We start from the raw sequence: 24,909 nt of genomic DNA, 5'->3' as shown, positions 1-24,909 counted from the left end.
GCTGGATGCCGGATCTAGTCCGGCATGACGGAGGCGAGGTTTTCGAACCCTGGCGTCACCCGCAAGCTTGAGGATGATCCCAACCCCGACGGTTAGCTCAGCGCCACCGCAATCTCAGCCGCTAACTGCGCGTTGTTGCGAACCAGCGCGATATTGGTTTCGAGGCTGCGGCCGTCCGTCAGGCGGAAAATGTCACCCAGCAGATACGGCGTGACCGCCTTGCCGGTCACTTCATCCCGCTCGGCATGCGAGATGGCGCGATTGATGTAGATTTCCATTTCCTCGCGCGGAATTTCGTCAGCTTCCGGCACGGGATTGGCCACCAGCATGCCGCCATCGATGCCGAGCTGTTCGCGGGTTACCTGGAAGTTGGCGATTGCGGCCGGGCTGTTGAGCGAAAGCGGGCTTGGCAGGCCGGAGGAGCGAGACCAGAAGGCCGGGAATTCTTCCGAACCGAAAGTGACGACGGGTACGCCGTTGGTTTCGAGGACTTCGAGCGTCTTCGGAATATCAAGGATCGCCTTGGCGCCGGCGCAGACGACGATCACTCCGGTCTTTGCAAGCTCCGTCAAATCCGCGGAGATGTCGAAGGTTTCTTCCGCACCCTTGTGCACGCCGCCAATGCCGCCGGTCGCGAAAACGCGGATACCGGCGCGGGCAGCGGCAATCATGGTGGCGGCAACTGTCGTCGCGCCCGTGCGGCGCTCGGCGATCGCAAAGGCGATATCGGCGCGTGAGACCTTCATGGCGTCAGTAGTCTGGGCCAGCGCCTCGAGCTGATCCTTCTCGAGGCCGATATGCAATGTGCCGTGAATGACGGCGATGGTGGCCGGAACCGCGCCCTGATCACGGATGATCTGCTCGACGCTTTCCGCCATCTCGATATTGCCGGGGTAGGGCATGCCATGGGTGATGATGGTCGATTCAAGCGCGACGATCGGCGCACCGCGCTGCTTGGCGGCGGCAACTTCCTGAGAATAGACGATGGGCAGGAGAGGGGAGATGGGGCGGGTCATTTCATCTGTTCCAGTTTTTAAAAGCGGGTTCATGCCAGCATTTCAGCCTGGGGAACAAGCCCCAACATGGCTTCGACACTGTCTTTTGATAGGTCGTGCGCGGTGGCAAAGGGCGATTGCACGGTGATTGCAGCTGCCGCAGCGCCCCGTCTCAGGGCTTCGGCAATCGTCTTTCCTTCGGCAATGGCGGCGAGGTAGCCAGACGCCATGGCGTCGCCCGCACCGGTTACATCCTTCACTTCGCGGATGAGGGGCGGGTGGAGGATTGCTTTTTCATTTCCGTCGAAGGCCACGACTTCGCTTGCGCCGCGGGTGACGACGCCGCCGGAAAGCCTGGCCTTGCGCAGGATATCCGGCCAGTCACGAACGTCAGCGGCCGTCTCGCCGGTGAGCGCGCGCGCTTCCGCCTCGTTCATGAAGAGGATGTCGATGTCGGCCAGCGCCGCTTTCAGCTTCACGGCCTTGGCCGGCGAAATGGCTATGGCCGCCAGCGGTTTTTCGCAGGCGCGGGCAACGAGGCCAAGTGCAGCCAGCGTGTCCTCGGGCAGGTTGGCGTCGCAGAGCAGGATATCGCTTGCGGTGATGGCCTCCCGGACGGCGCGGACCTTGAGCCGGCGCGGCGTGAAGAGCTTGTAGAGATCCATATCGGCGAGCGCGATGACGAGGTTGCCGTCACGCTCCAGAATGGCGGTATAGCTCGGTGTGCGCCGGTCGAGGAAGGTGAACGGCGTGTCCTCCACGCCAGCCTGTCGTGCAGCCTCCGCAACGGCTTCTCCCGTCACGTCGCCGCCCCGCGGGGCGATGATCCTGACTTGAAAGCCGAGCCGGGAGAGATTGCGTGCAGCGTTAAAACCGCCGCCGCCGGCCTCTTCCATCCACGAACCGGGGTTGCTGGCGCCCGGCGCCGTTTCAGTCTCGATCATGCCGCGCCGGTCGATATGCGCGCCGCCCAGAACGAGTATTTTCTTCACGCTTGCGTTTCCCTCTCTGGCGGATGGTAAGGCCGGACGATTCGGCCTAAACTGACGTCTTCATGACCTCGCGTCCGGTTTGCGGCAAGGGGCCGCGCACAGAAAAACGAAAGCAGAACAAACGACTTATCACTATTTGTTTTCAATATGCTGGCTCAGCCTTGTTAAATGAGAACAAATAGAGTACATACCGTTCTCATACTGCTACATTGCCTGTGCGGCTTCAATAACCTAAAGGTGGTTCGGATGGCACAAAATTCTTTGCGTCTCGTAGAGGATAAATCGGTGGATAAAAGCAAGGCACTGGAAGCGGCGCTCTCCCAGATCGAACGGTCGTTCGGCAAGGGATCGATCATGAAGCTCGGTTCCAATGAAAATGTGGTTGAAGTGGAAACCGTTTCGACGGGTTCGCTCAGCCTGGATATCGCGCTCGGCATCGGCGGACTGCCGAAGGGGCGCATCATTGAAATTTACGGTCCGGAAAGCTCGGGTAAAACGACGCTGGCGCTGCAGACCATTGCGGAAGCTCAGAAGAAGGGCGGCATCTGCGCCTTCGTTGACGCCGAACATGCGCTTGATCCGGTCTATGCGCGCAAGCTTGGCGTGGATCTGCAGAGCCTGCTGATCTCGCAGCCGGATACGGGCGAGCAGGCGCTTGAGATCACCGATACGCTGGTGCGCTCCGGAGCGGTCGACGTTCTCGTGGTCGACTCCGTTGCGGCGCTGACGCCGCGGGCGGAAATCGAAGGTGAGATGGGCGACAGCCTGCCGGGTCTTCAGGCGCGTCTGATGAGCCAGGCGCTGCGCAAGCTGACCGCTTCGATCTCCAAGTCGAAGTGCATGGTCATCTTCATCAACCAGATCCGCATGAAGATCGGCGTCATGTTCGGTTCGCCGGAAACGACGACCGGCGGTAATGCGCTGAAGTTCTACGCTTCCGTTCGCCTCGACATCCGCCGTATCGGCGCTGTCAAGGAACGCGAAGAGGTTGTCGGCAACCAGACCCGCGTCAAGGTCGTCAAGAACAAGATGGCGCCGCCTTTCAAGCAGGTGGAATTCGACATCATGTATGGCGAAGGCGTTTCCAAGACCGGTGAGCTTGTCGACCTCGGCGTAAAAGCCGGTATCGTTGAAAAGTCGGGTGCCTGGTTCTCCTATAACAGCCAGCGTCTGGGGCAGGGGCGTGAAAACGCCAAGACCTTCCTGCGCGATAACCCCGATACGGCAAACGAGATCGAGCTGGCGCTGCGCCAGAACGCCGGCCTGATTGCGGATCGTTTCCTGCAGAATGGCGGTCCTGATTCCGGCGATGACGGCGACGGTGACGAAGGCTGATCCTGCCGTCGAGCTTCAGGCATCCATTGCCGGATCGCCTGTCTCGATGTGAATCGAATTGAACGAAACGGGCCGTGCGATTTCTGTCGTATGGCCCTTTTTCTTTGTCGGTACGCCTTCGCCGGTCTCCATGGCTGGACAGGGCAGGATGCGGACGATAAAAGCCATTGATTTTGCAATATAGCCATCATTTCCGATGGCGGTGATGGACTCCAGCTGTGAGCGGTGTGTGGGCATGAGCGGTGTAAATGAAATTCGGTCGACCTTCCTCGACTACTTCAAGAAGAACGGACACGAGATTGTGCCCTCCAGCCCGCTGGTGCCGCGCAACGATCCGACACTGATGTTCACCAATGCCGGCATGGTGCAGTTCAAGAACGTCTTCACCGGTCTGGAAAGCCGTCCTTATTCTACTGCGGCATCCGCGCAGAAATGCGTGCGCGCTGGCGGCAAGCATAATGACCTCGACAATGTCGGTTACACCGCCCGTCACCACACCTTCTTCGAAATGCTCGGCAACTTCTCCTTTGGCGATTATTTCAAGGAAGAGGCGATCACGCACGCCTGGAACCTGATCACCAGGGAATTCGGTATCGACCGCAATCGCCTGCTGGTCACGGTTTATCACACCGACGACGAGGCCTTTAACCTCTGGAAGAAGATCGCCGGTTTCTCCGACGACCGCATCATCCGCATCCCGACCAGCGACAATTTCTGGGCGATGGGCGATACCGGACCCTGCGGCCCCTGTTCCGAAATCTTCTACGACCATGGCGATCATATCTGGGGCGGCCCGCCCGGCTCGCCGGAAGAGGATGGCGATCGCTTCATCGAAATCTGGAATCTCGTCTTCATGCAATATGAGCAGGTGACGAAGGAAGAGCGCATCGACCTGCCGCGCCCGTCGATCGATACCGGCATGGGTCTGGAGCGTATCTCCGCTCTGCTGCAGGGCAAGCATGACAATTACGATACGGACCTGTTCCGCGCACTGATCGCCGCTTCCGTCGAAGCGACGGGTGTTCCGGCTGAAGGCGAAAAGCGCGCCAGCCACCGCGTCATCGCCGACCACCTGCGGTCGTCTGCGTTCCTGATCGCCGATGGCGTGCTGCCGTCCAATGAAGGCCGCGGTTATGTTCTGCGCCGCATCATGCGTCGCGCCATGCGCCATGCCCAACTGCTCGGCGCGCGCGAGCCGCTGATCTACAAGCTGCTGCCGTCGCTGGTGCAGCAGATGGGCCGTGCCTATCCGGAACTCGTGCGTGCCGAAGCGCTGATCTCCGAAACCCTGAAGCTTGAGGAAACCCGTTTCCGCAAGACGCTGGAACGCGGCCTGTCGCTGCTGTCGGATGCCACCTCGACCCTGCACAAGGGCGACATGCTGGATGGCGAGACCGCTTTCAAGCTTTACGACACCTATGGTTTCCCGCTTGACCTGACGCAGGACGCACTGCGCGCCCGCGAAATCGGCGTCGATATTTCCGGCTTCACGGATGCCATGGAGCGCCAAAAGGCGGAAGCCCGCTCGCATTGGGCCGGTTCCGGCGACAAGGCCACCGAAACGATCTGGTTCGAACTCAAGGAAAAGCTCGGTGCCACCGAGTTCCTCGGTTACGACACGGAAACCGCCGAGGGCGTCGTGCAGGCCATCGTCAAGGATGGTAAGGCCGTCGAAAGCGCTGTGGATGGTGAGACCGTGCAGGTCGTGGTCAACCAGACGCCGTTTTATGGCGAGTCCGGCGGCCAGATGGGCGATACCGGCGTCATCTCCGGCGATAATGGCGCTTTTGCCGTTTCCGACACCCAGAAGCGCGGCGAAGGCCTCTTCGTTCATATGGGCACCGTCTCCAAGGGCGGTCTCAAAGTGGGCGATGCCGTTCAGTTGACGGTCGATCATGACCGCCGCTCGCGCCTTCGCGCCAATCACTCCGCCACCCACCTGCTGCATGAGGCCTTGCGCGAAGTGCTGGGCACCCATGTCGCGCAGAAGGGTTCGCTGGTCGCGCCCGAGCGCCTGCGCTTTGACGTTTCACATCCGAAGCCGATGTCGGCCGAGGAGCTGAAGGTCGTCGAAGACATGGCCAACGAAATCGTGTTGCAGAACTCGCCTGTCGTCACCCGCCTGATGAGCGTCGATGACGCCATTGCCGAGGGCGCGATGGCGCTGTTCGGCGAAAAATACGGTGACGAGGTTCGTGTCGTCTCCATGGGCACCGGCCTGCATGGCGCGAAAGCCAACCGTCCTTATTCCGTCGAGCTTTGCGGCGGCACGCATGTGGCTGCGACCGGCCAGATCGGTCTCATCCGCATTCTCGGTGAAAGCGCCGTCGGTGCCGGTGTGCGACGCCTCGAGGCGGTAACTGGCCAGGGCGCGCTTGCCTATCTCGCCGAACAGGACGAGCGGGTAAAGGCGCTCGCCTCGTCGCTGAAGGTTCAGCCGGGCGATGTCCTGTCGCGCGTTGAAGGCCTGCTGGACGAGCGCAAGAAGCTGGAGCGTGAGCTCGCCGATGCCCGCCGGAAGCTCGCCATGGGCGGCGGTTCGGCGGATGCCGGGGCAAGCGACGTCAAGCAGGTCGCGGGCGTCAACTTCCTGGCAAAATCCCTTGCTGGTATCGATGCCAAGGATCTGAAGGGGCTCGCCGACGAGGCCAAGGCCAATCTCGGTTCTGGCGTCGTGCTGCTGATCGCCGTTTCCGAGGATGGCAAGGCAAGCGCTGTCGCCGCCGTGACGGAAGATCTGACGTCCCGTTTCAGCGCCGTCGATATCGTCCGCACTGCTTCCGCCGCACTTGGCGGCAAGGGCGGCGGCGGCCGACCGGACATGGCGCAGGCAGGTGGTCCTGATGGCGCCAAGGCGCAGGAGGCCATCGAAGCGGTGGCAGCGGCTCTGGCGGCCTGATCGACAGAAAAGAGAAGGCGGGATTTTGGCCCGCCTTTTTCTTGTGAATTTCCGTTTGTGGATGGTTCAGGGACTATTCTGCGCTGGGCAGCGCCAAGCCTGCTGGAGCATTTCCAGCCGAAGCGTGTTCGCTTCGGCGTCGGACAATGCGGTAAAAACAAACACTAGAGCATTTCCGGTGATCCCGTGATCACCGGAAATGCTCTAGTCCGTCGCTTTCATATCCTTCACCGCTTCCTCATCGAGCTGCGCGGCCCGCTTAAATGCCGGGCGCTCGGTCAGATGCGCCAAGTAGTCGATGAAGGCCGGGCGTTTTTCAATCGTGCCGAATTGCAGGCCCCAGCCAACATGGGCGCCGACATAGACATCGGCGGCGGTAAAGAGATCGCCGGCGATGAAGCGGTTTTCGCTGACGGCCCGTTCAAGCGTGTTCATCACATCCGCATAGCTGCCGCAGCCGGCCACGCGCAGTTTTTCCTTCGGTACTTCGAAACCCATTGCCTTCATGCTCGCCGCCATTTCCAGCGGGCCTGCGGCAAAGAACATCCAGCGGTAATAGAGCCCGCGTGACTTGGGTGTGGGCGCTAGGTTCGCACCGGGAAAGGCGTCAGCCAGATAGGCGCAGATCGCGGCGGCCTCGGTGACGATGGCATCGCCATGTTTGATGGCGGGCACCTTGGCCATCGGATTGATCAGCCGATAGGCAGGCGATTTCATCGAGGTTTCGAAACGAAGTATCTCGGTTCGATAGGGAACGCCCACTTCCTCGAGCATCCACCGCGCGATACGCCCGCGCGACATGGGGTTGGTGTAAAAGATCAGTTCACTCATGCTCTTTTGCCTCCCCAAGCAAAATCGTCGAAACATCAGGCGAACCCAAAGGGCTTTCGGCCTGCGTTTCATATTTTTAAAGTCCGCAACATCCCGAGCGTCTTTCCAAGATCGCGTGGATGCTACGATGAACGTTTGACTGTGTCGGGCAAGTTGTGTGCAAGTAGATGCTGTTTAATCTTAGTCTTATTGTCCTGCTGGCCCTGGACACGCAGAATCAAATTCTGCGCTTAGTGCAACCGCTAATCAAGATGCCGTGAACAAAAAGAAATCTGCGTTGTGTCAGAGTTTTTTCTCTTGGCTCAACCAGCCGACACGTAACGATATTTGTTCGCTATCTGGTTGTCCATTTCGGTTCTATTGAACGAATGCCTCGTCTATACCGTGCAAATAAAAAACCCGGCACTGAGGCCGGGTTTTGACGTCTTGGGAAAGCAGGCTTAGGCAGCCATAGCCTTCTTGAGGTTTTCGTCGATCTTGTCGAGGAAGGCGGTGGTGGAGAGCCAGGGCTGGTCCGGGCCGATGAGGAGCGCGAGGTCCTTTGTCATGTAGCCGCTTTCGACGGTATCGACGCACACGGTCTCGAGCGTTGCCGCGAACTTTGCCAGTTCCGCATTGTCGTCCAGCTTGGCGCGGTGGGCGAGGCCACGGGTCCAGGCGAAGATGGAAGCGATCGAGTTGGTCGAGGTTTCCTGACCCTTCTGGTGCTGGCGGTAGTGGCGCGTGACCGTGCCGTGTGCCGCTTCGGCTTCGACCGTACGGCCATCGGGGGACAGAAGAACCGAGGTCATCAGGCCGAGCGAGCCGAAGCCCTGAGCAACCGTGTCCGACTGAACGTCGCCGTCATAGTTCTTGCAGGCCCAGATGTAGCCGCCAGACCACTTCAGCGCGGAAGCGACCATGTCGTCGATGAGGCGGTGCTCATAGGTGATGCCGATTTCGTCGAACTGCTTCTTGAATTCGGTCTGGTAGACTTCTTCGAAGATATCCTTGAAGCGGCCGTCATAGGCCTTGAGGATGGTGTTCTTCGTGGAGAGGTAAACCGGCCACTTGCGCATCAGGCCATAGTTCATGGAGGCGCGGGCGAATTCGCGGATGGATTCGTCAAGGTTGTACATGGCAAGAGCCACGCCGGCGCTCGGAGCGTCGAAAACGTCCTTTTCGATAACCTGGCCGTCTTCACCGACGAACTTGATCGTCAGCTTGCCCTTGCCGGGGAATTTGAAATCGGTTGCCTTGTACTGGTCACCGAAAGCGTGGCGGCCGACAACGATCGGCTTCGTCCAGCCCGGAACGAGGCGCGGAACGTTCTTGCAGATGATCGGCTCGCGGAAGATGACGCCGCCCAGAATGTTGCGGATGGTGCCGTTCGGGCTCTTCCACATTTGCTTCAGGCCGAATTCCTCGACGCGCTGCTCATCCGGGGTGATGGTGGCGCACTTGATGCCAACGCCGTGCTTCTTGATGGCGTGGGCCGCGTCAACCGTGACCTGATCGTTGGTGGCGTCGCGGTTTTCAACTGAGAGGTCGTAATATTCGATGTCGAGATCGAGGTATGGCAGGATCAGCTTGTCCTTGATGAGCTGCCAGATGATACGGGTCATTTCGTCGCCGTCGAGATCGACGACTGGATTGGCTACCTTGATCTTTGCCATGAATTCCTCACCTTCGAAGCTGTGGCGCCTGTTGACGCCCATAGTCGGAAAAATATCCGGTGGGGCTATAGCATCGCACGCGCCTGAGGCAAAGCCATGGGGGGCGCTTTTTTGGCGCAGCGCAATAACGCTTTGCGCATTGCCAAACCATAATGCCGGAATACAGTCAGGCGAATCGCTTCGCCCGTCTCTGGGCCTCTACCGGGATCATATCATGCGGAAAATTCTGCTTCTGTCTGCCGCCGCCCTCTTTTCCCACGCCGCCCTCGCCGCCGGTCCCACCGATCCCGTCCAGAAGGTGATGGACATCACCGTCAAGAACTGGTCCGGCGATGCGGAAAACTGGAAATACATATTCGACGAGGACATGCTGACGAGCCTCTTCAGCAAGGAGTTCGTCGCGCAATACCGCGAAGCCTCCAAGAAGCCGGCTTACGAGGCCGAAAGCGGCGAGAAGGGCGATCCATTCGGTTATGATGTCGTGACCAACTCGCAGGATGGCTGCCCGCTGCAGGATGTGTCCGTGACGGCGGGCGCGGTGAAGGATGGCGTGACTGACGTGACGGCCAAATTCAAGCTCTGGGCCTGCATGGATGAGGCGGAGATGAAGGCGACCGTGGACGAGGTGCATTTCGATGTGATCGAGGAGGAGGGCCGGCCTGTCATCAGCGACATTCACCGGGTGGGCGACGAAGGCCGGGACTCGCTGCGTGAGGAGATGGCGAACATCATCAAGGGGGAGTAATGGGTCCCGTTTGAGCCGGTGGAGAGTGATGCGAGGTTTTCGCCACACTGCCCGTCATCCTCGAGCTTGGCCAGAGGATCCATTGATTTCAACGGGTTGTGGATCCTCGGTTCAAGCCCGAGGATGACGGGGTAGCGGTGTTGCTCTCATCTCCAGCAAAGCCGAGCGGGTGTGCGCTCTCTCCGACTTTGATTTTAGCGGCAATCTGTGCCAGTGAAGCGCGCTTTACGGTATCGGCGTCAAAGTCTATGCCGCGCTTCTAAAAAAACGGACAAACAACGATGGCAGGCACAAACAGCGAGCTTGAACTTCTGGCGGAAGGCCCGGCGATCATTCTGGTCGAACCGCAGCTTGGCGAAAATATCGGTATGGTGGCGCGGGCGATGGCCAATTTCGGGCTTGCCGAGCTGCGCCTCGTCAACCCGCGTGATGGCTGGCCAAGCGAAAAGGCGCGCTCCGCCGCTTCCAAGGCCGATCACGTCATCGACGCGACGACGGTGTTCGATACCCTGGAAGAGGCGATCAAGGATCTCAATTTCGTTTATGCCACGACCGCGCGCGAGCGTTATGGGTTCAAGCCGGTACGATCGCCGGTCACTGCGGCCGATACGCTCAGGGCAAAATTCAAGGCGGGCGAAAAGACAGGCATCCTGTTTGGTCGTGAACGCTGGGGCCTGACCAATGAGGAAGTGGCGTTGGCCGATGAGATCGTGACATTTCCGGTCAACCCCGCCTTTGCATCGCTCAATATTGCGCAGGCCGTGCTCCTGATGTCCTATGAGTGGATGAAGTCAGGCATGGACGATCTGGGCGAGACGCTTTTCCAGTCCGTCGAGCAGCGGCCTTCGACCAAGGAGCAGGTTTTTGGCCTGTTCGAACATCTCGAGGAAGCGCTGGATGCGCGCGGTTATTTCCATCCCGCTGAAAAAAAGCCGAAAATGGTCGACAATCTGCGTGCCGTGCTGTCGAGACGCGGTTTTTCCGAGCAGGAAATCAGTGTTTTCCGCGGCGTGATCAATTCGCTCGACCGTTTTCCCCGGCAGTGGCCGAAGCAGGCCGGTCGGGCAACGGGGCCATCGGCCGAGGGAGCAGGGGAGAATGCTGAAGACGAGTGAGGCGGCCACCGACGTGCTGAAGCCGGTGCTGGTGTTCGATTCCGGCATTGGCGGGCTGACTGTGCTGCGCGAAGCGCGCGTGCTGATGCCCGAGCGCGGCTTCATCTATGTGGCCGACGACGCCGGTTTTCCCTATGGAGGCTGGGAGGAGGAGGCGCTCAGGGCGCGCATTCTCTCGCTTTTTGAAAAACTGCTGCAGGATTTCAGCCCGGAAGTCTGCGTCATTGCCTGCAATACCGCCTTCACGCTTGCCGGTGCCGATCTGCGTGCCCGGTTTCCGCAGATGACCTTTGTCGGAACAGTACCCGCCATCAAACCGGCGGCGGAGCGCACCCGTTCCGGCCTCGTCTCCGTTCTGGCGACGCCCGGCACCGTCAAGCGTGCCTATACGCGCGATCTCATCCAGTCCTTCGCGACGCAATGCCATGTCCGCCTTGTCGGCTCGGAAAACCTTGCGCGCATGGCCGAAAGCTGGATCAGGGGGGAGCCGGTGTCGGAAGAGGCGGTGCTTGCCGAAATCGAACCCTGTTTTATCGAAAGCGATGGAAAACGCACCGATATCGTCGTTCTCGCCTGCACCCACTATCCTTTCATGGCCAACGTGTTTCGCCGTCTGGCGCCCTGGCCGGTAGACTGGCTCGATCCCGCCGAGGCAATTGCAAGACGTGCCCGTCATCTGGTGCCGATGCCCCAGGATGCCGAACACCCCGATGGATTCGACTTCGCCGTCTTCACATCTGGCAAGCCGGACTTTGCCACGCGGCGGCTGATGCAGGGTTTTGGCCTCAGCGTCTCCGTGTCCTGATTTCCCTTCCATGAGTCTGTTGCATTTTTGCATCTTTTTTGCGACTCTTTACAATTCGAGATTGCGACCTCTTGTCGCGCCGGATTTCCTGTGTAAGGTGTTTCTCGTCTGTAACCGCTATAAATGGAGGCGTGGAATGACCAATGACATGAATATGCGCCTTAACGGCATGTCTGGCCTTTCCGGCATGAATATCGGCGGTTATGGGATGCGAGGCATCTCCCTCCGATAAGGCTTAGGCCTGATTTCCCTGCCGTTTGGCGTTTTCATTTCGTTCGACATGTGACCTGCGCGTTTGTGCGGCATCTTTGCTGCGCCCGTCGTTTCGTCCTGTCGTTTTTCATCGATAAAGGACCTGGCCGCTTTGCCGCGCCGGGATGGATTTCCCATGCAAAAAAATCAACCACTGGTAGCATATGCGCTGCCGGATGCGGTGGACCGTCTGTTCGTCACATTCGGCGTCTGGAAAACTCTCAAAGCGGTTCTCATTGCCGCTGTCGTGCCCCGCGCGCCACCAACTGACCCCGCCGATCTGCCGGAGCGCCTTCTGGTCGATATCGGCCTCGACCCTTCGCGCGTGAAGCGGCGGCGAGACTGGGAAACGCCCTACTGGGCGCCGCGGTTTTGACAATGGTGGCCTCTTCCGCACGCACATGCGGGAGAGGCCGGTCCCAGTTTGACCGCGGATTACGGAGAAACTCGTACCGGGACGTTTCCCGGGGGCATTAGGAGAGAGCTGCACAGCTCGTACAATCCGGCTTGAAGCAAAACATTTTCCGTGGCTTGCTCAAGACTCGGGATAGAGGAGATTCATCATGCCATTGGAAAACTGGCTGGCCTTCGTGGCCGCGTCCGCCATCATGCTTGCCATTCCAGGACCGACGATCCTGCTGGTCATTTCTTATGCGCTGGGCCATGGCCGCAAGGCGAGCACGGCAACGGTGACAGGCGTGGCGCTCGGCGATTTCACCGCCATGACGGCCTCGATGTTGGGGCTTGGGGCGCTGCTCGCCACATCCGCAGCGCTTTTTACCGGGCTGAAATGGATCGGTGCGGCTTACCTCATCTATCTCGGCATCAAGCTGTGGCGTTCGCCGGTTGGTGGCGAAGGTACTGATGGAACCGGCGTGACGGGCCGGGAAAGACCGCTCAAAATCTTCCTGCATGCCTATATCGTTACCGCGCTTAACCCGAAGAGCATCGTGTTCTTCGTGGCCTTTTTGCCGCAGTTTCTGGTGCCGACATTGCCGTTCTGGCCGCAGGTGCTGATTTTCGAGGCGACGTTCCTTGTGCTTGCCACTGTCAACGCGGCGCTTTATGGACTTCTGGCAAGTGCCGCCCGTAATACGATCCGCAAGCCGAAGGTTCAGCGGATTGTCAACCGCACGGGCGGTGGCCTCCTGATCGGCGCTGGTCTCGTTGCCTTTGGCTGGAAGAGGGCGGCCAGCGTATGACGCCCTCCATCGACTGACATTCGGACATAATAAAATGGCATTGCCGCATATACTTCTGGCCCTGGTTACCGTGTTTTTGTGGGGCTTCAACTTCGTTGTCATCAAGATCGGCGTCAACGATATGCCGCCGCTGTTTTTGACGGGGGTTCGTTATCTCTTTGCGGCAGTGCCACTGGTGTTTTTCCTGCCCAGGCCCAATGTGCCCTGGCGGCATATGATCGTTTACGGCATGGCCATGGGTTTTGTGCAGTTCGGCCTGCTTTATCCGGCCATCAAGCTTGGGCTGCCAGCGGGGCTTGCTTCGCTCGTCATGCAGTCGCAGGCCTTTTTCACGCTGGCGCTTGCCGTGGTGTTCCTCGGGGAACGGCCGTTGCCGTCGCAAATCCTCGGTGCAATCATCGCTTTTGGCGGGCTTGCGGTCATCGGCGTCGAGCGCATGACGGCGGCGGCGCTGGTGCCGCTTCTGATGGGCGTCGGTTCCGCCATTGCCTGGGCCTGCGGTAACATCGTCAATCGCCGCATCGGCCAGGTCAATGCGGTCTCCTTCGTTGCCTGGACGAGCCTTGTGCCTGTTCTGCCGTTGATCCTGCTTTCGCTCGTGGTGGAGGGTCCTCGGGCGATAGTCGATGGGGTGGTCAATGCGACGCCGACCATGGCGTTCGTGGTGATCTATATGGCCTATGGTGCGACAATCGTCGGCGCTGGTATCTGGAGCTATCTGCTTCTGCGGTATCCGGCTGGAACGGTGGCGCCGTTTTCTCTGCTGGTGCCCGTTGTTGGTTTCATCAGCGCCTATCTCGCTTTTGCGGAACATATCACAGTCTTCGAAGTGGCCGGCGCAGCGCTCGTGATTCTCGGGCTGGCGCTCAATGTCTTCGGGCGGCGTATTGCCTTTGCCCGCGCCTGGCGCCGTCCTGCTTAGGCCGGAACGCAAATGCCTGTGCATTACCGGCATAGGCGAGACGCAATCGACGATTTTTTGGTAAAGAGCATGTTCGGCCGCCGCGAGGGGAATCGGCCGGATCTGAGGCAGTACGAGGAACGGAACATTGCAGGTCGGCATCGACATGGGAACTCTATCGGGCGGGCAGCAGGCCAAGCTCGATATTGAAGAATTGCTTGCGACGCGTTTGCTGGTGCAGGGCAATTCCGGTTCCGGCAAGTCGCATCTGCTGCGCCGGCTGCTCGAGCAATCGGCGCCATGGGTGCAGCAGGTCATCATCGATCCCGAGGGTGATTTTGTTACGCTGTCCGATAAATTCGGCCATGTGGTCGTGGATGGCGAGCGCACGGAAGCCGAGCTCGCGGGCATCGCCAACCGCATTCGCCAGCATCGTGTTTCCTGCGTGCTGACGCTGGAAGGTCTCGATATCGAACAGCAGATGCGGGCGGCCGCTGCTTTCCTCAACGGCCTGTTCGATGCCGATCGCGAATTCTGGTATCCGGTGCTTGTGGTGGTGGATGAAGCGCAGATGTTTGCGCCGTCGGTTGCCGGTGAAGTCACGGAAGATGCACGCAAGGCTTCGCTTGGCGCGATGACCAATCTGATGTGCCGTGGCCGTAAGCGTGGCCTTGCCGGCGTCATCGCCACGCAGCGACTGGCCAAGCTTGCCAAGAACGTGGCCGCGGAAGCGTCCAACTTCCTGATGGGCCGTACCTTCCTCGATATCGATATGGCGCGCGCTGCCGATCTGCTCGGCATGGACCGGCGGCAGGCGGAAATGTTCCGCGATCTCCAGCGCGGCAATTTCGTGGCGCTCGGCCCGGCACTTTCGCGCCGTCCGCTGCCCATCGTCATCGGGGCGGTGGAAACCTCGGCGCGCTCTTCTTCACCGAAGCTGATGCCGCTGCCGGATGCGCCGCAGGACGTCGAAGACCTGATCTTTACGCCGGACCCGGAAGAATTCACCCGCGCCGCGGTGCGCCGTACGCCGCCTGCACCGCGCCCGACCAACGATATTCTCGCCGAGCTTTCCCGCTCGACGCCCGCTGCCGTTGGCCCTTCGTCTGAGCCGTCGCTCCGGGCTGGCCAGCCTGAGATGGCACCGGAGGAGCGTGAGGAGAAGATCGCAGCGGTGCTTGTCGAAATTCTCGATGACCCTCAATCCGCCTATCGTACCGATGCCGTGCTTTATCAGGATTTTCTGGTGCGCGCCCGCATGCGCCGCATTCCCGGCACGCCGATGACGCTGGCGGAGTTCCGCCGGCAGGTGGCGATTGCCCGTTCAGGCGTTGATGCGGCAATGGCGGCAAGCGAAGGCTGGGAGAAGGCGCTGGAATTGTCGATGTCGGTCTCCGATGACCTGCAGGGCGTTTCCTGCTACTCGTCAAGGCAGCGCTCGGCGAGGAACCTTGCCCGTCCGATGCCCGAATCGCCCGCGCCTACGGCACCCATTCCGCCCGCCGCGCGCGGCGTCTCCTTAGTTATTTCGAGGAGAAGGAGCTTGTGGTGGTGCATGCCGATTTCTCCGGCAAGCGTATCGTGGCATTTCCCGATCTCGACGCAAAAACCGCGCCCGGCGATGCGGATGCGGCTGAGGATGATGCAAGGCTGGCGGCGGAGTGAGGGTGCGGCGGGTTTGTTTGCGTCGATTTATTCCCCCGTCATGCCGGACTTGATCCGGCATCCAGCCACGGCGCGTCTGCGTCGTGAGAAGAGTCTATTGCGATCAAGGACTTGACCGCACTTAATCCCGGATCAAGTCCGGGGTGACGGCGTGTGAGGAGGCGTTTCCGCCTCCTCATTGCTTGACCTTACTCGATGGCTTTCGCTTCCTTGCGTGTCGCGATCAGCGAACCGACGACGCCGGTGACGAGAATGGCGACGGTGACACCCAGCGAAACGGCCGGCGGAATCTTGGCGATGCCGAGCATGTCAGCGACGAAGATTTTCGAACCGACAAAGACCAGAACCGCAGCCAATGCATATTTCAGATAGGCGAAGCGGTGGATCAGGGCGGCAAGCGCAAAATAGAGGGCGCGCAGGCCGAGGATCGCGAAGATGTTCGAGGTATAGACGATAAACGGATCGGTGGTGATCGCGAAGATTGCGGGGATCGAATCGACGGCAAAGATGAGGTCGGCGATTTCGACCATGATGAGCGCCAGGAAGAGCGGCGTCACGAAGGTCTTCAGTTTTCCGGTTGTCTCATCGGTTTCCTTGACGAAGAACTTTTCGCCATGCAGCCTGTTTGTCACCGGCAGGTGACTGCGCAGGAATTTCAGGATGCGGTTGTTGCCGATGGCGTTCTCGTCATGGTCGGAGGAAAACAGCATCTTGAGGCCGGTAAAGACGAGGAAGGCCGCAAAGAGGTAAAGCACCCAGTGGAAGTTTTCGACGATGGCCGCGCCGCCGGCAATCATGATGCCGCGCAGGACGATAACGCCGAGGATACCCCAGAGCAGCACGCGGTGCTGGTATTGGCGCGGAATGGCAAAATAGGAGAAGATCATGGCGATGATGAAGATATTGTCCATCGCCAGGCTTTTTTCGACCACGAAGCCCGTGACATATTCCATGGCGGACTGCTGGCCGGACTGATACCAAATCCAGCCACCAAAGGCGAGGCCGATGGCAATATAGAAGCCTGACATCAGCAGGCTTTCACGAACGCCGATTTCCTTGGAATTCTTATGAAGTACGCCGAGATCGAGCGCGAGCAGGCCAAGGACAAGAGAAATGAAGACACCCCACATCCAGGTGGGTGTGCCGAGAAAATCCGATAGAAGAAAGTCCATCAGTCAACCTTTAGCCGGACGAGGTTGGCTTTGCGGATGGGGAACGCGTGTCAAGAATATACGTGGGCCCCAACCTTAACAAACTCGACATCACGTGTTGTCCGGTAACACGCCAGAGGGGCCCGAGTTCTGATCACGACGAAGAGATGGGTGGGCGCTTTTGCTTTTCAAGGGCAGACTTTAGAAAAAAGCGAAAGGCCTTGTTTGACAAAACCGTGAAAGCTCTGTAGAAGCCGCCCCAACGCCGGGCAGTGATGTCCGGTGTGTTTTGTTGACTGCCCTGCAGTTTAAGAACTGACGTTCGGCGGTCAATATCACCGACATGTCCCGTGGTTTCTCCATTCGCATGTGAGAAGCCTGTCAGAGGCCCTGCAACGGGCCTCAGAGGAGGGCGTGTTTCCTTAACCCGGTTTGGCAACAAGCCGGTATAAACCTTTGAGAAGGAAATACGATGAGCAAGCGCGAATCGGCTAAGTATAAAATCGACCGCCGCATGGGCGAAAACATCTGGGGCCGTCCGAAGTCCCCGGTTAACCGTCGCGAATACGGCCCGGGCCAGCACGGCCAGCGCCGCAAGGGCAAGATGAGCGACTTCGGCACGCAGCTGCGCGCCAAGCAGAAGCTCAAGGGCTACTACGGCGAACTGCGCGAAAAGCAGTTCCGCGCTACCTTCGACGAAGCAAACCGTCGCAAGGGCGATACCTCTGAAAACCTGATCGGCCTGCTCGAGTCGCGTCTGGACGCCATCGTCTACCGCGCCAAGTTCGTTCCGACCGTTTTCGCGTCGCGCCAGTTCATCAACCATGGCCACGTCACGGTTAACGGCGTTCGCGTCAACATCGGTTCTTACCGCTGCAAGCCGGGCGACGTTATCGAAGTTCGCCAGAAGTCCAAGCAGCTCGTAACCGTTCTGGAAGCCGTTCAGCTCGCTGAACGCGACGTTCCTGACTACATCGAAGTTGACCACAACAAGATGGTTGCGACCTACGCTCGCGTTCCGTCGCTCTCCGACGTTCCTTACCCGGTCGTCATGGAACCGCATCTGGTCGTCGAATTCTACTCGCGTTAATCGACGCGTTTCAGTATTCAGGAAGCCGCCCTTCGGGGCGGCTTTTTTGTTTGCTGGGGAAGGCTTTGCATGCAGGACATTCAGGGTATCGTCGATTCCATCCATGACAGCATGCTGCCGAGGCTGGGCGAGGGGAAGGTTGCGGATTACATTCCCGAACTCGCCAAGGTCGATCCCAACCAGTTCGGCATCGCCATCACCACGGTCGATGGAACGACTTATACGGCTGGCAATGCGCTGACGCCGTTTTCGATCCAGAGCATTTCCAAGGTCTTCATGCTGACGCTGGCGCTCGGCAAGGCCGGTGAGACGGTATGGAACCGGGTGGGTCGCGAACCGTCGGGATCGTCCTTCAACTCCATAGTCCAGCTGGAGCACGAGCACGGAATTCCCCGCAACCCCTTCGTGAATGCCGGGGCGATCGTGGTGACCGATATCGTTTTGTCCGGCCATCAGCCGCGCGAGGCGATCGGCGAGCTCCTGCGGTTCGTGCGGTATCTCGCTGATGATGACACGATCAGCATCGACGATACGGTGGCGAAATCCGAGCAGGCGACGGGTTTCCGCAATTTCGCGCTCGCCAATTTCATGCGCTCCTTCGGCAATCTGCATCACCCCGTGGAATATACGCTCGGGGTCTATTTCCATCAGTGCGCGCTTTCCATGACCTGCGCGCAGCTATCCCGGGCTGGCCTGTTTCTGGCCAATCGCGGCCGCAACCCGCTGACGGGGCATACCGTCGTGTCGGACCGGCGCGCAAGGCGCATCAATGCGCTGATGCTGACCTGCGGTCATTATGACGGGTCGGGCGATTTCGCCTATCATGTCGGCCTGCCGGGAAAGAGCGGCGTCGGCGGCGGCATCATGGCGGTGGCACCCGGCAAGGCATCGATCGCGGTCTGGTCGCCGGGCCTCAACAAGGTCGGCAACTCGGCGCTCGGGTCACATGCGCTGGAAATGCTGGCGACGAAAACAGGTTGGTCGGTATTCGGGGCTTGATCTTCCGGGCGGATGGGAGCATTGCCTGCATGGATAACGGCAGTCGTGCCGGAGCGAGCGGATGATGAATATTCTCACCAGGGTCGATGACATCGCGGAAAAGATCGGGGCAGATCAGGAATCGCCGGAAGAAGCTGGCAGTTCGCATCCGCTATTTGACAATGCACCGCGCTCCGTCTCCTTCAACAAGCTGCGCAAGCGGCTGCTGCGCAATGTGCGTCAGGCCTTTGAAGATTTCGACATGCTGAAAGGCCAGAAGCGCTGGCTGGTCGGCCTTTCCGGTGGCAAGGACAGCTACGGGCTTTTGGCGCTGCTGCTCGATCTCAAATGGCGCGGCCTGCTGCCCGTTGAACTGATCGCCTGCAATCTGGATCAGGGCCAGCCTAATTTCCCCAAGCATGTCTTACCGGAGTATCTGGCGAAGATCGGCGTTGCCCATCGCATCGAATATCGCGACACCTATTCGGTGGTGAAGGAGAAGGTGCCCTCCGGCGGCACTTACTGTTCGCTCTGTTCGCGGCTCAGGCGCGGCAATCTTTACCGCATCGCGCGGGAGGAGGGCTGCGACGCGCTGCTGCTCGGCCATCACCGTGAGGATATTCTCGAGACCTTCTTCATGAACTTCTTCCATGGCGGACGTCTGGCCGGCATGCCGGCAAAGCTTTTGAATGACGAGGGTGACCTGATGGTCATGCGCCCGCTTGCCTATTGCGCCGAAGAAGACATGGCGAAATTTGCGGCCGCAATGGAGTTTCCGATCATCCCCTGCGACCTTTGCGGCTCGCAGGACGGACTTCAGCGCAACGCCATGAAGGAAATGCTGGCGGATATCGAGCGGCGTATGCCCGGTCGGAAGGATGTGATGCTGCGGGCGCTGGCGCATGTGAACCCTTCCCATCTCCTCGACCCCAGACTTTTTGATTTTTCGGCGCTTTCTGTCACGGGGGCGTCATCTGAAGAGCCTAGGGAGGCCCACCCTCCCTTATGAAGAAGTGCCCCGCGCGATGACCCTTTCCGATAAAGATATCGATTTCCTCGTTGCCACCGTTGCCGCAGCCGGTACGGATGAAATCATGCCCCGCTTCAGGAACCTGAGCGCTGGCGCCATCTCCGAAAAGACATCCGCCGTCGATCTCGTCACCGAGGCGGATGTTCTGGCCGAAAAGCTGATAACCGCAGCGCTGCTCGAGCGGTTTCCAAAGGCGCATATTGTTGGCGAAGAGGCCTGTGACGCGGATCATTCCGTCATTCCCGCCCTTGCCGACGCGCCGCTTGCCTTCGTGATCGATCCCATCGACGGCACCTTCAATTACGCTTCCGGCTTTCCCGCCTTCGGTACGCTGCTTGCGGTCACCGTCAAGGGTGAGACCGTGGCTGGACTTATCCACGATCCCGTCATGGGGGACACCATCATTGGTCTGAAAGGCGAGGGCGCCTATCTCCACCGCAAGAACGGATCGCAGGCAAAGCTAAAGGTTGCCGATCCCGCGCCACTGTCCGACATGGTCGGCCTCTTTTCGTGGGGCCACAGCCATCCGGATCGCCGGCCGGTGATCGCCGCCAATATGGCGAAGATAAAGATGGCATTGTCGCTTAACTGCTCCGCACATGAATATTGGCTCGCTTCCGCCGGCAATCTTCATTTCATCGGCCATGAAAAGCTGATGCCGTGGGATCACCTTGCAGGCGTGCTCATCCATCAGGAAGCGGGTGGCTACACGGCGCGTTTCGACAACACGCCCTATCGGCCCGGCCAGACCACCGGGGGCATACTTTCTGCTCCCGACAAGGAAAGCTGGAAGATGCTGCGGCGGGAAATCGTCGCCTTATAAGATTTATGCTCAAATGGAAGGATCTCGCCCATGGCTCTCGAACTCGACATCGCCTCTCTTGCCAATGCGCTTCAGGAGGCTGCTGCGGTTGAAATCCTGCCGAGGTTCCGCAATCTGGGCGATGGCGACGTCAGGATCAAGACCGAAGCGATCGACCTGGTTACCGAGGCTGACGAGGCCGCAGAGCGGTTGATCCGCGCCCGCGTGCAGGAGATCATGCCGGATGCTCTGTTCATCGGCGAGGAGGCTGTGGCGGCCGATGCTTCGCTGCTTGGCAAGCTTGCCGATGCCGATCTGGCTGTCGTGGTCGATCCGATCGATGGCACCTATAATTTTGCGTCCGGCCTGCCGCTTTTCGGCGTGATGATGAGCGTCATCTCCAAGGGCGAGACTGTCGCCGGCCTGATCTTCGATCCCATGGGCAATGACTGGGCCATTGCCGAAAAGGGCTCCGGCGCATGGCTGTGCAGCGCCGATGGCGCGCAGACGCAGATGTCGGTCGTGCCGGCGCCGGAACTGTCGCAGATGGTGGGTATCGCCAATACCGGTTATTTCGACGTGGAGACGCGCCGCAAGATTCTGGTGAACCTGGCCGATGTGCGGCTCTTCACCAGCTATCGCTGCGCCGCGCATGAGTATCGCCTGTTTTGCGGCGGCCACATGCATTTCCTGATGTATAACAAGCTGATGCCCTGGGACCACTTGGCCGGCACATTGATCTCGCAGGAATCGGGCGCCTATGCCGCCCGCCTTGATGGCTCGCCTTATCTGCCACGCCATGTGGATGGCGGGCTGCTGCTGGCGCCTAATCAGGAGACGTGGGAATTGCTGCGCGAGAAGATTTTCACGGTCTGAGGTTCCGGATTTGTGGGGTGCACAACCTTCACCGTCATGCCGGACTTGATCCGGCATCCAGCTGCGGCGCGTCTGCGCGGCGGAAGGACCTTTTTCAGCCCAAGGACTTGGGCTGGCTGAACCCCGGATCAGCTCCGGGGTAACGGCCGTCGGCGAGACCCACCAGCAAACAAAAAAGGGCGCGGAACAGAATTCCGCGCCCTTTTATTTTTCCACGTCCCTTAGCGGATCGGCTTGTTGTGGGCATGAAATAACACACCCTTTTCGCCGATCAGTACAAAGATCAGGCCGATGATGGAGACGACGAAGAAACCTGCCACCATTGGCAGTGCGGTACCATCGAAAGCCTGGCCGATGGCGGCGCCGATCAGCGAACCGCCAATGGTTCCCATGAAGCCAATCACCGAGGAGGCCGTGCCGGCGACGTGGCCAAGCGGTTCCATCGCCAGCGAGTTGAAGTTCGAGCCGATCCAGCCGAACTGGAACATGGCAAGTGCGAAGAACACGATGAAGATGGCGAAAGGCATCGGATCCGGTCCCAGCACCTGCACCACAAGCCAGATGAAGGTGATGGCGATGAAGCCGAGCAGCGACCCGTGCGACAACTTGCGCATGCCGAACCTTCCGACAAGCCTCGCATTGATGAAGGACGAAAAGGCCATGAACAGGGCGACGCCGGCAAATGCCGCCGCGAACCATGGACCAAGGCCGTAAATGCCCTTGTAGACCTGTTCAGCGGAATTGATGAAGCCGAACAGCGCACCGAAGATGAAGGTGCTGGAGAGCGTGTAGCAAAGCGCAATGCGGTTGGTGAGCACGATCTTGAAACCGCCGAGCACCGAACGGGCGGTGAAAGGGCGGACATCGTCCGGATGCAGGGTCTCAGGCAGGCGGAAATACATCCAGGCCGTTACCACGGCAGCGATGCCGGCCATGAAGGCAAAGATAAGGTGCCAGTTTCCGAAGAAGAGCACGATCTGGCCAGTGCCGGGCGCGATGACCGGAACAACCATGAAAACCATCATGATCAGCGACATGACTTCAGCCATCTGTCGGCCGCCATAGATGTCGCGGACGATCGAGATGGTGATGACGCGTGTTGCCGCAGAACCGATGCCCTGAATGAAACGCAGGAGCAGCAGGCCGGAGAAGGACGGCACGAAAACGACCGCAAGCGCTGAAACGATGTAGATCGCGAGACCAAAGAGCATCGGCTTGCGGCGACCGAAACGGTCCGAGATCGGCCCATAGAGAAGCTGGGCGACGCCGAAACCGAGAAGGTAGGCCGAAATGACATATTGGCGATGGTTTTCATTCTCGACGCCCAGCGAGGCGCCGATTTCCTGAAGCCCGGGCAGCATGATATCGATGGCGAGCGCGTTCAACGCCATCAGCATTGCGGCCAGCGCAATGAATTCCGTACGCCCCATCGAGCCTGCGCGCGAAGCGGTGGATTGTGAAAGATTTGTCACAGGATTGCCCCAAAAAGAACGGCAAAGGCGTTGCATGAAGCAACGCCTGGCATAAATTTCTGACAATCAGGGTGGGCCGGATGAACCGGCCGAAATCAGGCCGCGCCGCGGACGCTGATACCCTGTTCTTGGAAGTGGCTCTGCAATTCGCCAGACTGGAACATCTCCCTCACGATGTCACAGCCGCCAACGAACTCACCCTTGACGTAGAGCTGCGGGATCGTCGGCCAGTTGGAATAGTCCTTGATGCCCTGACGGATGTCGGCATCGGCAAGCACATTGATGCCCTTGTAGTCGACGCCGAGATAATCGAGGATCTGTACCACCTGGCCGGAAAAACCGCATTGCGGGAATTGCGGGGTGCCCTTCATGAAAAGAACGATGTCGTTGCTCTTCACTTCGCTGTCGATCATGTCGTGAATGCCGCTCATAGGCCTATTCCTTTCACATGCGGTTCAAGGCCGCTGCTTTCTGTTAGCCTCTAAATAACATGTCGTGGCGCGATTTCCACCCGTCGGAAGGAAAAAATGCGTGCCTCCTGCAACGCATGACGCGCCAAAAAACGGTCTTCCGACGCCTAGCGATATCTCTGCCGGCTGCGCGCGGCGGCGGTGCGTCTTTTGCTGACCTGTTTTTTGGCCGGCTTCGGTTTGACTGCGGCCTTGATTGCGGCTTCCAGAACGGAGCCGACAATACCGCCGGCGAGAGAACCGGTGCTTTTCGTTCGGCGTGCGCGGCGTGTCTTGCGGATGCCGGTCTTGGTGAGGACTTCCGACAAAGCGCCCTTGACGACGCCGTTTATCAGTTGATCGACGATGCCAGACAAATTTTCTCCGCCTTTAAATAAATCATATTTCCGTCGCGATTTTTACTATACGTGCATCGCCCACTGTATCAAGCGATCCTTTCGGGTGCCTCCAGCCCGAAGGTTTATGCATGCCGACCGTCACGTCACGACTTGTCCTTTATTTCCCGGGTTTCGATCCGCTGGATGCCGCTGCCCATCATCTGCGTTATCAGCGTGCCGCCGCGCTGGCAGGAAAAACATGGGCCGTCGATTATGCAGTGGGGCCGCTGGAGAACAGGCCGGGCGGCGAAACATTTACCGTGGAATCCTCGTCAGGCGATTGGCGGACGCGTTCGGACATCATCGTCTATGATCATAATGCCGTCATCTCACAATTGCGGAATGCGCCGGTCTGGCGGCAGATCTGGCAGGGCTTCAAGGCGGGAGCGGGCATTATCGGTGAGGGGGGCGCGGCGCGCTACTTCCGCCATGCATGGCGTTTTGGGCTGTTCTTTATTTTTCCGTTCCTGCTGATGCTTGCCGGTGGCGTGCTTGCGGCGGTGATTAGCCTGTCGCCCTGGCTTTTCGCTTTACCGCTGTGGCTGCTGGTGGCCAGCGTTCCGGCTGCAGCCCTGTTTTTCACCAAGGCTTTCCTGCCGTTTGCCGAGCGCTTTCACACCCTGCATCTTTATGCGGACTGGCGGTTCGCACTCGCAGTCGGCCGCGACGAGCCGATTGCCCGAGGCTGGATCGAAGAGAAGGCAGCGCTTGTCCTGACGGCGCTGGAGCAGTCTTCGGATGAGGTTCTGGTGGTCTCGCACAGCATGGGCGCCAGCTTGGCCCTCGCGGTCATCGGCCGCGTGCTGGAGCTGAAGCCGGAGGCACTGGATGGACGGAAGTTGTCTTTCGCAACGCTGGGTGGGGCGGCCCTGCAATGCGCGTTTCTGTCGAGCGCCGTGTGGCTTCGTCAGAGCATTGGCGTCATCGCACGTCACCCTGAGGTGACATGGTTCGATATCCAGTGTCTCACAGATCCGATCCATCTATATCGTTGCAACACGGTGGCGCTGACCGGTCATGGCGATGCGCCGCAACCGAAAATCGTGCCGATCCGCTTCAAGCATTCGCTTTCGCCGGAGCGTTACAAGAAAAATAAGCGGAATTTCCTCAGAATGCACCGGCAATATGTTCTCGGGCCTGATCGCAGGTCCGGTTACGACTTTACCCTACTGACGGCCGGGCCTCTGCCAGCCGCCTCATTTGCCGATCTCGAGTCACAAACGCCGCCTGCTCTTTAGAGGTTTCGATAACGTCGAATATGAAAAGGCCCG

The 24,909-nt window shown here is 59.4% G+C and carries 23 protein-coding genes and 1 pseudogene; 15 read left to right on the top strand and 9 right to left on the bottom strand.

Annotation, left to right across the window (positions count from 1 at the left end):
- Positions 1 to 92: 92 nt before the first annotated feature.
- Both AGR2A_RS11770 and AGR2A_RS11765 read right to left on the bottom strand, forming a co-directional pair.
- Entirely contained in the window at positions 93 to 1,016 is a 924-nt protein-coding gene (locus tag AGR2A_RS11770) for a pseudouridine-5'-phosphate glycosidase (protein ID WP_004442502.1), read from the bottom strand.
- Between the two features lie 29 nt (positions 1,017 to 1,045).
- Complete coding sequence (locus tag AGR2A_RS11765) at positions 1,046 to 1,987, bottom strand: carbohydrate kinase family protein (RefSeq protein WP_072494588.1); 942 nt, start codon at positions 1,985 to 1,987, stop codon at positions 1,046 to 1,048.
- A 246-nt stretch (positions 1,988 to 2,233) separates the two neighbouring features.
- Between AGR2A_RS11765 and recA the strand changes: the two genes are divergently transcribed.
- On the top strand, positions 2,234 to 3,322 hold the full coding sequence (recA, locus tag AGR2A_RS11760; RefSeq protein ID WP_004442498.1) for a recombinase RecA: 1,089 nt from the start codon (positions 2,234 to 2,236) through the stop codon (positions 3,320 to 3,322).
- Positions 3,323 to 3,337: 15 nt separating this feature from the next.
- Here recA and AGR2A_RS11755 read toward each other — a convergent pair whose 3' ends face one another.
- Entirely contained in the window at positions 3,338 to 3,559 is a 222-nt protein-coding gene (locus tag AGR2A_RS11755; protein ID WP_072494587.1) for a hypothetical protein, read from the bottom strand.
- Here AGR2A_RS11755 and alaS point away from each other — a divergent pair.
- On the top strand, positions 3,558 to 6,221 hold the full coding sequence (alaS, locus tag AGR2A_RS11750) for an alanine--tRNA ligase (RefSeq protein ID WP_072494586.1): 2,664 nt from the start codon (positions 3,558 to 3,560) through the stop codon (positions 6,219 to 6,221). The genes AGR2A_RS11755 and alaS overlap by 2 nt on opposite strands.
- 204 nt (positions 6,222 to 6,425) lie before the next feature.
- On the opposite strand, the gene AGR2A_RS11745 is transcribed toward alaS, so the two are convergent.
- Together AGR2A_RS11745 and AGR2A_RS11740 are read right to left on the bottom strand one after the other, a co-directional pair.
- The gene (locus tag AGR2A_RS11745; protein ID WP_072494585.1) at positions 6,426 to 7,052 is read right to left on the bottom strand and encodes a glutathione S-transferase family protein; all 627 of its coding nucleotides are present in this window, start codon (positions 7,050 to 7,052) and stop codon (positions 6,426 to 6,428) included.
- A 440-nt stretch (positions 7,053 to 7,492) separates the two neighbouring features.
- A complete protein-coding gene (locus AGR2A_RS11740) occupies positions 7,493 to 8,707 on the bottom strand; it encodes an NADP-dependent isocitrate dehydrogenase (protein ID WP_035210117.1) in 1,215 nt (404 codons plus the stop codon).
- 214 nt (positions 8,708 to 8,921) lie between these two features.
- On the opposite strand from AGR2A_RS11740, the gene AGR2A_RS11735 reads away from it, so the two are divergent.
- The 7 genes and pseudogenes from AGR2A_RS11735 (at position 8,922) to AGR2A_RS11700 (ending at position 15,392) form a co-directional block, all read left to right on the top strand.
- Positions 8,922 to 9,452, top strand: coding sequence for a hypothetical protein (locus tag AGR2A_RS11735; protein ID WP_004442489.1), 531 nt, complete (start codon positions 8,922 to 8,924; stop codon positions 9,450 to 9,452).
- A 281-nt stretch (positions 9,453 to 9,733) separates the two neighbouring features.
- On the top strand, positions 9,734 to 10,567 hold the full coding sequence (locus AGR2A_RS11730; RefSeq protein ID WP_004442488.1) for an RNA methyltransferase: 834 nt from the start codon (positions 9,734 to 9,736) through the stop codon (positions 10,565 to 10,567).
- The gene (murI, locus tag AGR2A_RS11725) at positions 10,551 to 11,372 is read left to right on the top strand and encodes a glutamate racemase (RefSeq protein WP_004442486.1); all 822 of its coding nucleotides are present in this window, start codon (positions 10,551 to 10,553) and stop codon (positions 11,370 to 11,372) included. The genes AGR2A_RS11730 and murI overlap by 17 nt, the downstream gene beginning before the upstream one ends.
- Before the next feature lie 388 nt (positions 11,373 to 11,760).
- Entirely contained in the window at positions 11,761 to 12,000 is a 240-nt protein-coding gene (locus AGR2A_RS11715; RefSeq protein WP_006698773.1) for a hypothetical protein, read from the top strand.
- A gap of 187 nt (positions 12,001 to 12,187) precedes the next feature.
- On the top strand, positions 12,188 to 12,826 hold the full coding sequence (locus AGR2A_RS11710; RefSeq protein WP_004442479.1) for a LysE family translocator: 639 nt from the start codon (positions 12,188 to 12,190) through the stop codon (positions 12,824 to 12,826).
- Positions 12,827 to 12,860: 34 nt separating this feature from the next.
- Positions 12,861 to 13,748 (top strand): EamA family transporter, encoded by an 888-nt coding sequence (locus AGR2A_RS11705; protein ID WP_004442477.1) that lies wholly within the window; start codon positions 12,861 to 12,863, stop codon positions 13,746 to 13,748.
- Between the two features lie 127 nt (positions 13,749 to 13,875).
- Positions 13,876 to 15,392, top strand: a pseudogene (locus AGR2A_RS11700) (helicase HerA domain-containing protein).
- A gap of 188 nt (positions 15,393 to 15,580) precedes the next feature.
- Here the strand turns inward: AGR2A_RS11700 and AGR2A_RS11695 are convergent.
- Positions 15,581 to 16,564 carry a TerC family protein gene (locus AGR2A_RS11695; protein ID WP_072494583.1) on the bottom strand — a complete coding sequence of 328 codons (984 nt, stop codon included), beginning with the start codon at positions 16,562 to 16,564 and terminating at the stop codon, positions 15,581 to 15,583.
- 451 nt (positions 16,565 to 17,015) lie between these two features.
- On the opposite strand from AGR2A_RS11695, the gene rpsD reads away from it, so the two are divergent.
- The 5 genes from rpsD (at position 17,016) to AGR2A_RS11670 (ending at position 21,319) form a co-directional block, all read left to right on the top strand.
- Positions 17,016 to 17,633 (top strand): 30S ribosomal protein S4, encoded by a 618-nt coding sequence (gene rpsD, locus AGR2A_RS11690; RefSeq protein WP_004442465.1) that lies wholly within the window; start codon positions 17,016 to 17,018, stop codon positions 17,631 to 17,633.
- Between the two features lie 69 nt (positions 17,634 to 17,702).
- Complete coding sequence (locus AGR2A_RS11685; RefSeq protein ID WP_037092452.1) at positions 17,703 to 18,632, top strand: glutaminase; 930 nt, start codon at positions 17,703 to 17,705, stop codon at positions 18,630 to 18,632.
- A 61-nt stretch (positions 18,633 to 18,693) separates the two neighbouring features.
- Complete coding sequence (ttcA, locus tag AGR2A_RS11680; protein WP_035209970.1) at positions 18,694 to 19,620, top strand: tRNA 2-thiocytidine(32) synthetase TtcA; 927 nt, start codon at positions 18,694 to 18,696, stop codon at positions 19,618 to 19,620.
- Positions 19,621 to 19,636: 16 nt separating this feature from the next.
- Entirely contained in the window at positions 19,637 to 20,464 is an 828-nt protein-coding gene (locus AGR2A_RS11675; protein ID WP_072494582.1) for an inositol monophosphatase family protein, read from the top strand.
- Between the two features lie 30 nt (positions 20,465 to 20,494).
- Positions 20,495 to 21,319, top strand: a complete 825-nt coding sequence (locus tag AGR2A_RS11670; RefSeq protein WP_006698779.1) for an inositol monophosphatase family protein — start codon at positions 20,495 to 20,497, stop codon at positions 21,317 to 21,319.
- Between the two features lie 221 nt (positions 21,320 to 21,540).
- On the opposite strand, the gene AGR2A_RS11665 is transcribed toward AGR2A_RS11670, so the two are convergent.
- The 3 genes from AGR2A_RS11665 to AGR2A_RS11655 form a co-directional block, all read right to left on the bottom strand.
- Positions 21,541 to 22,749 carry a multidrug effflux MFS transporter gene (locus tag AGR2A_RS11665; RefSeq protein WP_006698780.1) on the bottom strand — a complete coding sequence of 403 codons (1,209 nt, stop codon included), beginning with the start codon at positions 22,747 to 22,749 and terminating at the stop codon, positions 21,541 to 21,543.
- 137 nt (positions 22,750 to 22,886) lie between these two features.
- Positions 22,887 to 23,222 carry a Grx4 family monothiol glutaredoxin gene (grxD, locus tag AGR2A_RS11660; RefSeq protein ID WP_004442454.1) on the bottom strand — a complete coding sequence of 112 codons (336 nt, stop codon included), beginning with the start codon at positions 23,220 to 23,222 and terminating at the stop codon, positions 22,887 to 22,889.
- A gap of 146 nt (positions 23,223 to 23,368) precedes the next feature.
- The gene (locus tag AGR2A_RS11655) at positions 23,369 to 23,617 is read right to left on the bottom strand and encodes a hypothetical protein (RefSeq protein ID WP_004442452.1); all 249 of its coding nucleotides are present in this window, start codon (positions 23,615 to 23,617) and stop codon (positions 23,369 to 23,371) included.
- Between the two features lie 110 nt (positions 23,618 to 23,727).
- Between AGR2A_RS11655 and AGR2A_RS11650 the strand changes: the two genes are divergently transcribed.
- Positions 23,728 to 24,876 (top strand): hypothetical protein, encoded by a 1,149-nt coding sequence (locus AGR2A_RS11650; RefSeq protein ID WP_072494581.1) that lies wholly within the window; start codon positions 23,728 to 23,730, stop codon positions 24,874 to 24,876.
- Positions 24,877 to 24,909 lie beyond the last annotated feature (33 nt).

Origin of the sequence: Agrobacterium genomosp. 2 str. CFBP 5494 (genome assembly GCF_900013495.1) — a bacterium.
Lineage (GTDB): Bacteria > Pseudomonadota > Alphaproteobacteria > Rhizobiales > Rhizobiaceae > Agrobacterium > Agrobacterium pusense.
The sequence above is the reverse complement of the archived record's forward strand: the minus strand, read 5'-3'. Positions and strand labels throughout refer to the sequence as shown.